This window comes from Paracoccus sp. Z118 (assembly GCF_019061185.1).
In the GTDB taxonomy this organism is placed as follows: Bacteria; Pseudomonadota; Alphaproteobacteria; order Rhodobacterales; family Rhodobacteraceae; genus Paracoccus.
The window spans coordinates 81,454-93,924 of record NZ_JAHQZU010000007.1 but is presented as its reverse complement, the minus strand read 5'-3'; the positions used below and the strand labels follow the sequence as shown (position 1 = coordinate 93,924).

Genomic DNA, 12,471 nt, shown 5'->3' with positions numbered 1-12,471 from the left:
GATTCCACCCTTCAATGATTGGATTTTCAAGATGGCCATGGAAACGACCTATGAATCGGGCGCGAGCCGCAGCCTGACCGCGATGTTCGACACCCGCGCCGATGCCGACCGCGCCGTGCAACGGCTCAAGGAGGCCGGGATCGCCGATGTCGTTCTGACCGGCGAGGAAAACGGCGGCTACTCGGTCGAGACCGCTCCCTCGGTGACCGACCGCGATCGCGGCTTCTTCGAATCGATCGGTGATTTCTTCTTCCCCGACGAGGACCGCTATACCTATGCCGAGGGGCTGAACCGCGGCGGGTTCCTGATCACCGTGTCGAACGTTCCGTCGGCGCTTTATGACCGGGCGCTGGACATCCTCGATGACGAGGGCGCGGTGGACCTGGACGCGCGGGAAAACGAATGGCGCGCTCAGGGCTGGACCGGCTACGAGGGCAGCGCCTACGCCGCCGGCGCGGGCGCCGCAGCCGCCACCGCCACGACCGACGAGCATATCGACGTGGTGGAGGAGCGGATCAACATCGCCAAGCGCGAAACCGATGCCGGCCGCGTCCGCGTCCGCTCCTATGTCCGCGAGATTCCGGTCGAGGAGGACGTGACGCTGCGCAGCGAGACGGTCAACATCGAGCGCCGGCCGGTGGACCGCGCGGCGGGGGCCGACGCCTTCGAGGAGCAGACGCTGGAGGCCCGCGAGTATCGCGAAACGCCGGTCGTGTCCAAGGAGGCGCGGGTGGTCGAGGAAATCGACCTGAACAAGAACGTCGATACCCGCACCGAAACCGTGCGCGATACGGTCCGCAAGACCGAGGTCGAGATCGACGACGACCGCACCGCCGCCGAGCGCGGCATCACGGACCGCGACGACACCTTGCGCTGAGCAGAACCCGCGCCCTAACGGCCGGTCCCCGGTCCAAGGCAGCCTTTCGGGGCTGCCTTTTCCTGCGTGGACCGGGATGATCGGCGCGCGTTCTTCACGCTTGCCTTGCGCCATCCGCTTCGGGCAGGCTCGGTCAGCACCATCGGCGCAGAAGACATGGCGATTTCCGAGTTCTTCATCCGCTACCTGCAGCGTCGGGACGAACTCGAGCCCGCCGATCTGGCCCGGTTGCGGGCGATCCCCACCACCGTGCAGCATTTCGCGCCGGGCGAGGAGGTCATCCCCTGGGGTCCGAGACGGCAAAGCTGCATGATCCGGCGCGGCCTTGCGGGCCGTATCCATGTGCTGAAGGGTCAGAACGGCCAGAACGGCGCGCAGGCGATCACCGCGCTGCATGTGCCGGGGGATTTCGCCGATCTCCATGGCTTCGTGCTGACCGGGCTGGAACATTCGGTCGTAGCCTTCGGGCCGGTCGAGGCCGAGTTCGTCGGTCACGAGCACCTGACCGCCATCACGCGCGATCTGCCGCATCTCACCCGGCTGTTGTGGATGGTCACGGCGATCGATGCCGCGATCCACCGGCAATGGATCGTCGCGGCGGCCTCGCTGCGCTCCACCGCCCATCTCGCGCATCTGCTGTGCGAGCTCTATACCCGTATGTCGGTTGTCGGCGCGGCGCATGACATGCGGATGAACCTGCCGCTGCTGCAACGGCAGCTCGCGGACATGCTGGGCTACTCTCCCATCCACATCAACCGCGCCGTCCGCGACCTGCGCGACCGCAGGCTGGTCTCCTGGCAGGGCACCGAGGTCGAGATCCTCGACTGGGACGGGCTGGCGCAGCTGTCGCGCTTCGATCCGACCTATCTGCAACTGGAACGCCACCACCGCTGAGGCGGCCTACTGGCACAGCCGATAGCCGCTGCCGCGCTGCTTGATGTCCAGATGCAGATGATCGTCATGGGCCGCGTTCGAGCCGGGGCCGAGCACCGTCGTGAAGGTCATGCAGGCGGCGGCCTGCACCGTGGCCTGAAACGCCTCGGCCAGATCGCCGTCGCCGCGCCTCGGCGTGATGACGAACGGCTCGGTATCCGCGAAGGTGAAGCCCATGATATCGACTGCGTTCCCCGTCGCGTGTTCCGACAGGTTCGCGCCCTCGCCGTCGCCCACCACCGGGCGGCAGTGATAACCTGTCCCCAGCATCAATCCGGCAAGCCGCGGCGCGCCCGGCAGGCGGGCGGCGGCGGGCTGCACGAAGCCGCGTGTCCAGAAGGCGAGCGCGCGGGCGGTGTCGCAGCGCATCTCGGCCCCGCCTTCCAGCGCGACGCCGGGCAGGATCTCGGTCACGCGGATCGGGCGGGCGATGCCGCAATCCCGCTGCTCGGGATCGGTGATCGGGGCGGCGTCCGCGTAGCGGGCGCCCATCAGCGTCAGTTGCAGCTTGCAGGTGGCGAGGGCGAAGTCGGACTCGCGCAGCAGTTCGGGCGCGGGCGGGCCCATGGGGGCAGGGGGCTCTGCCTCGGCCGTCCCGCCGATCGGGGGCATCTCCTCCGGGGGGATGAGACGGCCTTGCGTCGCAGGCGCTGCCTCGTCGGGCTGGGTGCCCTCCGCGTCCGTCGGCAGCGGCGGCATGTCCTCTGGCGGGATCAACCGGCCCTGCGTCTCGGGCAGCGGTTCCTGCGGCCGCTCGGGCGGGCGCGGGGCGTCAGTGCCGATGGCGGGCACGGTTCCTGGCCGGTCCGGCGGCGGCTCCTGCGCGAATGCGCCGCCCCCCGCCACGATCAGCGCCAGAAGCGCCGATGCGAGCGGGGCCCGGTCGCGGCGCATCCTGCCCTAGCGCGCCGGAAGCGCCGGCGGGACCGTCACCGGCGCGGGAAATCGCGGGGCGGCGGGAACGCTCGCGAAGGGGTCGATGATCGGCGTGCCCCGGCCCAGCGGCTGGGTCGAGGGGCTGTTCGCCGTGGCGGGCGGCAGGTCGAACACCTCGCGCGGGTCGGTCTGTGCGCTCTGCGGCAGCGTCGGCAGGTCCGGGATCGGCTGCACGCCGCGCGGGGCGATCCCCGGACCGCCCGTCGGAATGTTGGTGGGCAGCGGCGCCTCGGGCGTCGCGGGCAGCGCCGTCTCGCTGGTCGCGGCGCGGCGCAGCGGGTTCATGCCCGGCCGCTGCGCGCCCAGCAGCGAGGAGTCGTTCTGCAATTCTTCCTGCGCCGTGATCGTGGCAATGGCCTGCGCCACCGCGGCGTCGGTCGCGGTCGTGCCCTCCGCCTCGGCCAGCCGCACCGGCGGGCGGGTGCTCGCCATCGTGGCGCCCGGTCCCGTGGCATCGACGATGCTGATGCCTTCGGCCAGGAACTCGACCTCGGTGCTGCCCGGCTGGACCATATGCGCCAGTTCCCTCGCGTCCCAGTTCGTCAGCCGCACACAGCCATAGGATTGCGACACGAACAGCCGCGAGGGCGAGGGGGTTCCGTGGATGCCGTAGGTCGGCATGCTCAGGTCGATCCAGACGTTGCCCACCGGGGCGTTGGGGCCGGGCGGGACGATCAGCACCCGATCGTTCTCGCCCTGCTTGAAATTCTTGTTCGGGTCATAGGTATAGGTCGGGTCCAGCGCGACCGCCGTGACCTTGTGCACCCCCTGCGGCGACGGTGTGGCGGTCGAGCCGACCGTCGCCGGATAATCCGCGACCAACCGCCCGTTCGCGTCATAGGCGGCGACCCGGCTGGTGCGCTTGTCGATCACGATGCGCGCGACCTTGGCCCTGATCGGCTTGGCGGGTACCGTCACCCGGATCGTCTCGCCCGGCACGAAGCCCGCGCCGGGGTTCAGCTGGGCGAGGAACTTCTCGTCCATGTGGAACCGCTCGGCCAGGCGCTCCAGCACCGAGATATAGCCCTGCGAGGTCATCGCCGCCTTTTCGGCGTAGTCGGCGGGGATGCTGTCCACCAGCCCCTCGGCGTCGGCGGCGACGATGGTGTAGTCGGTCGTCATCGGCGCGTCGGCATAGGCGACCAGCAGGCCCCAGATCTCGCGGTCCATGCGGCCGTCGATGGGCAGGCCGTGGCCCCGCTCGAACGCGGCGACCGCGCTCTGGCTCATGCCGCCCTTGAAGCCGTCCACGACCCCCGGCGAGATGCCGGAGCGGTCCAGCAGGATCTGCACCTTCGCCGTCAGCGCCGACTGCCCGTCGGGCAGGTCGCCGCCATTGTAGTCTGCCATCTCGATATCCTGCGCGGTGATCTTTGCGCGGGCCGACTGGGCATGGGCGGGCGAGGAGGCCAGCAGGGCAAGGCCGATCAGCGCGCCCGAGGCCAGCAGACGGAAAAAGAGCGGGCGGGCTTGCGGCATGGAACCTCCGGCGCGGAAAGAAGTGGCGGAATCCTGCTTGTGGGCAGGAACCGCCATGCAGGCAAGTCAAGTTTCCTTGACTCCGCCGCGACGTCCCGGCTTGCGGGAGTGCCGGGCTGCGGGCCAGAGTTCCGGCGCCATGGGGAAGGGAAAGCGCATGTCCGCAAGCTGTGAGATCATCGACAAAGGCGACCGGCTGGTCGTCGTCAACCGCAACGCCGCGCGGCGCAACGCCCTCTCGCCCGAGCTTTACGCGGGGATGCGCGAGGCTCTGGCGCAGGCCGCGGCCGAGCCGCGCATCGCCGCCGTGATCGTGACCGGCGAGGGCGGGTTCTTCTGCGCGGGGGGCGATCTGAACGTGCTGCAGAAGGCCGGCACCATGACCGAGGACCAGCGCCGGGCCGAGATCGAGGATCTGGCCGCCCTGATCCGCCAGATCATGGCCTGCCCGCGTCCGGTGATCGCAGCGGTCGAAGGCGGGGCGGCGGGCGCGGGGTTTTCGCTCGCCTTCGCCTGCGACCTGATCGTGGCCGAGGCGGGGGCGAAGTTCACCGCCGCCTATGTCAATGCGGGCCTCATCCCCGATGGCGGCCTCAGCGCCAGCCTGATGCAGGCGCTGCCGCCCGCTCTGGCGGCCGAGCTGATGCTGCTGGGCCGCCCCATTTCCGCCGAGCGGCTGCACCAGCTTGGCGCGGTCAACGAACTGGCCCAGCCGGGGCAGGCCATGGCGGCGGCGGACCTGCTTGCGGACCGGCTCGCCAGCGGCCCGGCCGAGGCGCAGGCGGCGATCAAGTCGCTGCTCAGCGGTGCCCGGACGGAGCTGATGGAGCGGCAGCTTGCCGCCGAGACCCCGCTGATGGCCTGCGCGATGGGCGCGGCCGAGGCGGCCGAAGGCATGGCCGCGTTCCTGACCAAGCGGGCGCCGGACTATCCGGCCCTGCGGACCGGGGGAAAGGCCGGAACCGAAGGTTGACTTCCGGCGCGCAAGGGGGCCCTTTGTCGCGCGTATGTCTGCGGCATACCGCCGCAACCGTCCGTGGATGCCCGACGTGAGCCACCCTGCCGCCATCTCCTCCGCTTCTCCGCGTCCTGCCGCCTCCGGCACGGCCTGGATCGTCCTCTGGGCGCTCAGCCTCTGCCACATGGTCAACGACATCATGCAGTCGCTGCTGTCGGCGATCTATCCGCTGCTGCGCGAGGAGTTCGCGCTGTCCTATGCGCAGGTAGGGCTGATGACCTTCGCCTTCCAGGTCACCGCCTCGCTGTTGCAGCCCGCAGTTGGGATGCTGACGGACAAGCACCCGATGCCGAAGTCGCTGGCGCTCGGGATGCTCACGACCTTCGCCGGGGTCACGCTGCTGTCGCAGGCGCCCAGCTATGGCTGGCTGCTGGTCGGCGCGATGCTGATCGGCATCGGCTCGGCGGTGTTCCACCCGGAAAGCTCGCGCGTCGCGCGACTCGCCTCGGGCGGGAAGTTCGGCACGGCGCAGTCGCTGTTCCAGCTGGGCGGCAATTTCGGACAGTCGATGGGGCCGCTGCTGGCCGCGTTCCTGGTGGTTCCGCTGGGTCGCCCGGTGATCGGCTGGGTGGCGCTGTTCGCGCTGGCGGGGGCCGCGACGCTGTGGCGCGTCGGCGCCTGGGCCGAGGGGCGGCGCCGCGCGAGCAAGGCGTCCGCCGCGATCGGCCCGCTGATGGCCCGCAACCAGGTGGTGGCCGCCATCGCGGTTCTGGCGCTGCTGTCGATGACCAAGGCTTTCTACATGGCCAGCCTGACCAGCTACTACACCTTCTTCCTGATCGAGAAATTCGGGCTGAGCGCGCAGGCCTCGCAGGTGATGCTGTTCCTGCTGCTGTTCGGCGCGGCCGCTGGCGTCATGCTGGGCGGCATCGTGGGCGACCGGGTGGGCGCGCGGAAGGTGATCTGGTTCTCGATCCTCGGCGCGCTGCCGTTCTCGCTGCTGCTGCCGCATGTGGGGCTGGCCGCGACGGCGGTGCTGACGCTGCTGGTCGGCGCGATCATGGCCTCGGCCGCGCCCGCCATCGTCGTCTTCGCGCAGGAGCTCGTGCCGGGCCGCGTCGGCCTGATCGCGGGGCTGTTCTTCGGCTTTGCCTTCGGCATGGGCGGGATCGCCGCCGCGCTGCTGGGGGTGGTCGCCGACGCGCGGGGGATCGAGTTCGTCTATCTGCTCTGTTCGTTCCTGCCGGTGCTCGGCCTCGCGACGGTGCTGCTGCCGAAGCCGAAAGCGCTTGCGACGGTGTGAGGCGCGGTTCCCGCCGCCTCTGTCCTGAGGCTTTCGCTGCCCTCGCCGCCGCGCTAGTCTCGACCGGATGAAAGACCTGTTCGGCACCCATCTGCACGATCCCGTCCCGCGCCCGCGCGCCAAGCCGGGTGCACCCTGCGGGCTGCGGCATGAGCGGCAGTCTGTCGCCGACGGGGCGATCCTCGTCTGCGGGGTGGACGAGGCGGGGCGGGGACCGCTGGCCGGGCCGGTCACGGCCGCCGCGGTGATTCTGCCGGCGCGCGGCATCCCGCGCGGGCTGAACGATTCCAAGAAGCTGAACGTGGCCGAGCGCGAGAAGCTCGCCGCCCGCATCATGGCCTGCGCCGACTGGGCCGTCGCCCATGCGAGCGTGGCCGAGATCGACGACCTCAACATCTATCACGCCGCCCATCTGGCGATGTGCCGGGCGGTCGCGGCGCTGCGTCAGCGCCCATGCGTCGCCCTGATCGACGGCAACCGCCTGCCGCGCGAACTGCCGGTGGCGGGGCGGGCGATCATCGGCGGCGACGCGCAATGCGCCTCGATCGCGGCGGCGTCGATCCTTGCCAAGGTGACGCGCGACCGGCTGATGGTGGATTTGGCGCAACAGCACCCCGGCTATGGGTGGGAGATGAACGCGGGTTATCCGACTCCGGCCCATAAGCAGGCGCTGCAGGAACTGGGGCCGACCCCGATCCATAGGCGCGATTTTGCGCCGGTCCACCAGATATTGTGTAAAGACCTATCAACAAGTGCTTGATTCAATATAGTATTTGACGGCGAATCACTCCTGACTCATCATTCGGGACACAAGATCGGCAGCAGCCGGCTATCCCGAGGCAGAGATGACCCAGACAACTTCCACCCGCCGCGCGGCCACCCCGCGCGTGCAGGCCGCCCCTTCGCTTGACCAGTTGCCCCACCAGTTGCCGCGCAACTCCATCATCGCCGGCGACTGCATCGCCGCAATGCGCGCGCTGCCCGAGGCGAGCGTCGATCTGATCTTCGCGGACCCGCCCTACAACCTGCAACTGCGCGGCGACCTCCACCGGCCCGACAATTCCCGCGTCGATGCGGTGGACGATCACTGGGATCAGTTCGGCAGCTTCGCGGCCTATGACGGGTTCACGCGGGACTGGCTCGCCGCCGCCCGCCGCCTGCTCAAGCCGGACGGCGCGATCTGGGTGATCGGCAGCTATCACAACATCTTCCGCGTCGGGGCCGAGTTGCAGAACCAGGGCTTCTGGATTCTCAACGACGTGGTCTGGCGCAAGTCCAACCCGATGCCGAACTTCCGCGGCAAGCGGCTGACCAACGCGCATGAGACGCTGATCTGGGCGTCGAAGTCCGAGGGCGCGAAATACACCTTCAACTACGAGGCGCTGAAGTCGCTGAACGAGGGCATCCAGATGCGCTCGGACTGGACGCTGCCGATCTGCACCGGGTCCGAGCGGCTGAAGGGGCAGGACGGGGCCAAGGCGCATCCGACCCAGAAGCCCGAGAGCCTGTTGCACCGGATCATCGTCGGCACGACCAACCCCGGCGACGTGGTGCTGGACCCGTTCTTCGGCACCGGCACCACCGGCGCGGTCGCCAAGATGCTGGGCCGCGACTGGATCGGGATCGAGCGCGAGGAGGCCTATCGCGAGGTCGCGGAACGCCGCCTGTCCCGCGTGAGGCGGCTGGATTCGTCGGCGCTGGCGACAACGACGAGCAAGCGCGCCGAGCCGCGCGTCCCCTTCGGGCAGGTCGTCGAACGCGGCATGCTGCGCCCCGGCGAAGAGCTGTGGTCGATCAACTCTCGCCACAAGGCGCGGGTGCGGGCCGACGGCTCGCTGATCGGCAATGACGTCAAAGGCTCCATCCACCAGGTCGGCGCGGCGCTGGAAGGGGCGCCAAGCTGCAACGGGTGGACCTACTGGCACTTCAAGCGCGAGGGGCGGATGGTGCCCATCGACCTGCTGCGCCAGCAGATCCGGGCGGAAATGACCGCCAGCAACTGATTTCAAGTTCGCCGAAGTCCTTGGGCCGTGGTTCCGTCGCGGCCGCGGGACGAACTCGCCCCGCCGCGCCGCAAGGTCCGGCGGGGCCCTTTCCTTTACAGCGCCCCGCGCGGTCTCGGGTTCTCGCCCCGCGTATAGGGCCCCCAGTCGCTGACATCGGGATAGAACTGCCGCCGCCACGCCCGCACGCGCGGGTTCATCCGCCGCCGCCACCACGGCGGCACCATCGCCACGAAAGTCATCGCCGGATAGCCAAAGGGCAGCTGCGGCGCCTCGTCGGCGTCATAGGTCTGCAGCAGGGGGAAGCGGCGGTCGGGCTTGAAATGGTGGTCCGAATGGCGCTGCAGATTGATGAGCAGCCAGTTCGAGGCGGTATGGCTCGCGTTCCAGCTATGGCGGGGCAGGACGTGCTCGTAGCGGCCGTTCCCCAGATAGCGGCGGGTCAGGCCGTAATGCTCGACATAGTTCGTCAGTTCCAGCTGCCAGATGGCGATGAACGCCTGCCAGACGAACAGCAGCACCCCCTGCCAGCCGCCGAGGAGCCCGGCAAGCACCAGCATCCCGCCTTGCAGCGCCAGATAGCGCCAGAACGGGTTGCGCCGGTCCCAGACCTGCCGCTTCGCCCGCGCGAGCAGCTTCTTCTCGGCGTGCCAAGCCGATTGCGGACAGGTCCACAGCACGCGCAGAAAGTAGCGGAAGAACCCTTCGTTGTACCGCGCCGACACCGCATCGGCAGGCGTCGCCACCCATGAGTGATGGACCAGCAGATGCTCGGTCCTGAAATGGGAATAGAGCGTCGAGGCCAGCAGCAGATCGCCCAGCCACCGCTCCCATCCGGGGCGCTGGTGCAGCAGCTCGTGCGAATAGACCATGCCGATCGTGCCGGACATGACGCCGATCCCGAAGAACAGGCCGACCTCCTCCCACCCGCCGAGATGGCCGGTATGGGTGACATACCAGATCGCCCCTAAGATTACGGTAGCCTGGATCGGGAACCAGATCACGGTGATGAGGCGATACCAGAAAAGCTCCCGCGTCGGCGTCTCCGGGTCCGGGTTGTCGGTGTTGAGCCCGGTGAGCGCGTCGAGGCCGGTAACCAGATACCATGCGTAGAACGGCATCAGCGCCCACCACCAGCTGCCCTTCACGGCGGCGAGGACCGCCAGCGGCACCAGCCCCAGCGACATCCAGAACGGAAGTGCGGATCGAAGCGACGTGTTCATGGCCGGGACTTACCGCCGCGCCTGCGGATTCGCCAGCGGTTGCCTAAAACACGACGCATCTTGCCGAAGCCGCGCGGTTTCGGCACAACGTGGGGGCGTCGCCTCACGTGGCGAAACTGGTAAACGCAGCGGACTTCAACGGAGTGCCCGCGCGGAAACGCGCGGAGTAGAACGGCTCAAATTCGGGGAAACCTCACGGGTAGCGCCGGTGGCAATCCCGAGCCAAGCCCGCCTCGCAAGGGCCGGGAAGGTGTAGAGACTAGACGGGCCGCAGCTTCGGCTCCTTCGGGGGCCATGCTGAAGGGATAGTCCAGCCCACGAACGCCGCGTCTTGCGGCGGCGGCGGAAGCCGAAGTGGGACGAAAATCCGCCGCCTTCGGGCTTCCCGGTTCGATCCCGGGCGTGAGGACGCAATCCCATCTTCTGTCCGGAAATATCCCGGGGTCCGGGGCAGCGCCCCGGCTTGGCTTGCCGTTCAGCCGAACAGTTCGCGGCAGAACACCAGCCCGTCGATCAGCGCGTCCACGTCGTCCAGCGTGTTGTACATCGCGAAGCTGGCGCGGGCGCTGGCGGTGATGCCGTAATGCTCCATCAGCGGCATGGCGCAATGCGTCCCCGCCCGCACGGCGATGCCCCGCTTGTCCAGCACGGTCGAGATGTCGTGCGCGTGCGCCCCCTCCATCGTCATCGAGAAGATGGCGGCCTTGTCCGGCGCATCGCCCTGCACGCTGATCCAGTTCAACTCGCGCAGACGGGTGCGGGCGTGGTCGCGCAACGTCCGCTCATGCGCGGCGATGTTCTCCATCCCGAGGCCCATCATGTAATCCAGCGCGACGCCGAGGCCGATCTGGTTGACGATGCCGGGCGTTCCGGCCTCGAAGCGCAGGGGCGGGTCGGCGTAGCTCACGGCATCGCGCGAGACCTCGCGGATCATGTCGCCGCCGCCGAGAAAGGGGCGCATCTCGGCCTGCCGCTCGCGCGAGATCCAGATCGCCCCCGACCCCGAGGGGCCGTAGAGCTTGTGCCCGGTGATGCAGTAGAAGTCGCAGCCGATCGCGCCCACGTCCACGGGCATGTGGACCGCCGCCTGGCTGCCATCGACCAGCACCGGCACGTCGGTTCCGGCGCAGATCGCCGCCACGTCCACCACCGTGCCGGTGACGTTCGACAGATGGGTCACGGCGACCAGCTTCGTGCGCGGGCCGATGGCGGCCAGCACCTTTTCCGGCGCAAGGCTGCCGTCGGGCTCGGGTTCGACCCATTTCAGCACCACGCCCTGCCGTTCGCGCAGGAAGTGCCACGGCACGATGTTGGCGTGATGCTCCAGCACGCTCAGCACGATCTCGTCGCCGGGCTGAAGGCGCGGGGCGGCCCAGCCATAGCTGACGAGGTTGATGCCCTCGGTCGCGCCGCTGGTGAAGATCACCTCGTCCTCGTGGGGTGCGTGCAGGAAGCGGGCGATGATGCCGCGCACCGCCTCGTATTTCTCGGTGGCGAGATTGGACAGATAGTGCAGGCCGCGATGGACGTTGGCGTATTCGCTGGAATAGGCCTCGATGATGGCGTCGATCACCACCCGCGGCTTCTGGGCGCTGGCGCCGCTGTCCAGATAGACCAGCGGACGGCCGTTGACCTGCCGCGACAGGATCGGGAAATCGGCGCGGACGCGTTCGACGTCGAAGCTCATGCGGGAACCTCCGGCAGGATGCCGAGCGAGGCGGCCAGCAGGCTCAGCACGAAACCGGCGACGAACACCGTCCCCAGCATGCCGAGCGCGACCAGCAGCGGATTGCGGAAGCCGTGGATGGCGCGGATCAGTTGCACCGCCATCAGGAAATAGAGGCCGAAGGCGAGCATGCTGAGGATGCTGCCGAAGACCGGCAGCAGCAGGCTCAGCAGAAGCTGCGGCACCTGCACGGCCAGCATGGACACCTCGATGAAGGCGGTGGCGAGCAGTGCATCCTCGAACCGCCCGGTGCCGCCGAACAGGCGTCCGACGCGGGTGGCGAGGGTGGCGAACAGCGCCGCGGCGCCGACCTGAAGGGCCGCCATCACCATCGGCTGGGCGGCGATCTGGCCCATCGCGCCGATCTCTCCGTCCGCGACGATTCGCAGCACCATCCAGGACAGGATCGCCCCGGCCGCGGCGGCGAAGATGATGGCCTGCCAGCTTTCGCGCGGGCCCATGCCCATCCGCCGCAGCGCGGCAAGCAGCGCGGCCGGTTCGCGGATGCTGAGGGAGATGAGGTCGATCAGGCGGGCAATCATTTGCCGGCACTCTGCCCCAGCGCGCGGAGGTTGACCACCCACATGACGACGAAGGCGAGACCGGCGAGCGCCTGCACCAGACCGAGCGCCGGGCCGGGGCCGACCAGCCCCTGCGTCAGCCCGGCCAGCAGCATCAGCGGCGTGACCATCGCCATCGCCCAGATCAGCGCCAAGCGCGCGTCGGCCCCGGTGCCGCGCCAGCCGAAGGCGCGGGCGACCAGCCACGACAGCCCGGCGAGGCCGTAGGCCAGCAGCGGCATGATGAACAGCGAGCCCAACAGCGCGCCGCCCAGCCTGGCGGTCAGCGGGATCGACGGGTCGAACTGCGCGGCGCGGGCGTGGGCGGGCCACTGGGCGACGAAATACATCGCCAGCGTTCCGAACAGCAGCGCCAGCAGCGCCGGATCGCTCATCCCGCGCAGCGACCGGACGGTGCGCGCGGGGGCGCGCCATCCGCCGGCCAGCCGCGGGATCAGCCCCGGCGCTGCCAT

12 protein-coding genes are annotated in these 12,471 nt (G+C 69.2%); 6 read left to right on the top strand and 6 right to left on the bottom strand.

What is annotated here, in order from left to right; translation table 11 throughout:
- The first annotated feature begins 31 nt into the window (after window positions 1-31).
- On the top strand, window positions 32-877 hold the full coding sequence (locus tag KTN05_RS08065; RefSeq protein WP_254368070.1) for a YsnF/AvaK domain-containing protein: 846 nt from the start codon (window positions 32-34) through the stop codon (window positions 875-877).
- A 105-nt stretch (window positions 878-982) separates the two neighbouring features.
- Window positions 983-1,771 (top strand): Crp/Fnr family transcriptional regulator, encoded by a 789-nt coding sequence (locus KTN05_RS08060; protein WP_254368069.1) that lies wholly within the window; start codon window positions 983-985, stop codon window positions 1,769-1,771.
- A 6-nt stretch (window positions 1,772-1,777) separates the two neighbouring features.
- Here KTN05_RS08060 and KTN05_RS18555 read toward each other — a convergent pair whose 3' ends face one another.
- Both KTN05_RS18555 and KTN05_RS08050 read right to left on the bottom strand, forming a co-directional pair.
- A complete protein-coding gene (locus KTN05_RS18555; RefSeq protein ID WP_217328875.1) occupies window positions 1,778-2,704 on the bottom strand; it encodes an extensin family protein in 927 nt (308 codons plus the stop codon).
- Between the two features lie 6 nt (window positions 2,705-2,710).
- Window positions 2,711-4,225 carry a L,D-transpeptidase gene (locus tag KTN05_RS08050; RefSeq protein ID WP_217328874.1) on the bottom strand — a complete coding sequence of 505 codons (1,515 nt, stop codon included), beginning with the start codon at window positions 4,223-4,225 and terminating at the stop codon, window positions 2,711-2,713.
- A 157-nt stretch (window positions 4,226-4,382) separates the two neighbouring features.
- Between KTN05_RS08050 and KTN05_RS08045 the strand changes: the two genes are divergently transcribed.
- The 4 genes from KTN05_RS08045 (at window position 4,383) to KTN05_RS08030 (ending at window position 8,489) form a co-directional block, all read left to right on the top strand.
- On the top strand, window positions 4,383-5,198 hold the full coding sequence (locus KTN05_RS08045) for an oxepin-CoA hydrolase, alternative type (RefSeq protein WP_217328873.1): 816 nt from the start codon (window positions 4,383-4,385) through the stop codon (window positions 5,196-5,198).
- A gap of 34 nt (window positions 5,199-5,232) precedes the next feature.
- Window positions 5,233-6,486: an MFS transporter gene (locus KTN05_RS08040; protein ID WP_305799898.1), complete on the top strand. Its 1,254-nt coding sequence runs from the start codon at window positions 5,233-5,235 to the stop codon at window positions 6,484-6,486.
- A gap of 67 nt (window positions 6,487-6,553) precedes the next feature.
- Window positions 6,554-7,246, top strand: coding sequence for a ribonuclease HII (locus tag KTN05_RS08035; RefSeq protein WP_217328872.1), 693 nt, complete (start codon window positions 6,554-6,556; stop codon window positions 7,244-7,246).
- Window positions 7,247-7,331: 85 nt separating this feature from the next.
- Window positions 7,332-8,489: a site-specific DNA-methyltransferase gene (locus KTN05_RS08030; RefSeq protein ID WP_305799897.1), complete on the top strand. Its 1,158-nt coding sequence runs from the start codon at window positions 7,332-7,334 to the stop codon at window positions 8,487-8,489.
- Between the two features lie 95 nt (window positions 8,490-8,584).
- Here KTN05_RS08030 and KTN05_RS08025 read toward each other — a convergent pair whose 3' ends face one another.
- The 4 genes from KTN05_RS08025 to KTN05_RS08010 form a co-directional block, all read right to left on the bottom strand.
- Window positions 8,585-9,712 carry an alkane 1-monooxygenase gene (locus KTN05_RS08025; protein ID WP_217328871.1) on the bottom strand — a complete coding sequence of 376 codons (1,128 nt, stop codon included), beginning with the start codon at window positions 9,710-9,712 and terminating at the stop codon, window positions 8,585-8,587.
- A gap of 475 nt (window positions 9,713-10,187) precedes the next feature.
- Window positions 10,188-11,399, bottom strand: a complete 1,212-nt coding sequence (locus KTN05_RS08020) for a cysteine desulfurase (protein ID WP_217328870.1) — start codon at window positions 11,397-11,399, stop codon at window positions 10,188-10,190.
- Window positions 11,396-11,980 carry a YIP1 family protein gene (locus KTN05_RS08015; protein ID WP_217328869.1) on the bottom strand — a complete coding sequence of 195 codons (585 nt, stop codon included), beginning with the start codon at window positions 11,978-11,980 and terminating at the stop codon, window positions 11,396-11,398. Before KTN05_RS08015 ends, KTN05_RS08020 begins: the two co-directional genes overlap by 4 nt.
- Complete coding sequence (locus KTN05_RS08010) at window positions 11,977-12,471, bottom strand: hypothetical protein (protein WP_217328868.1); 495 nt, start codon at window positions 12,469-12,471, stop codon at window positions 11,977-11,979. Before KTN05_RS08010 ends, KTN05_RS08015 begins: the two co-directional genes overlap by 4 nt.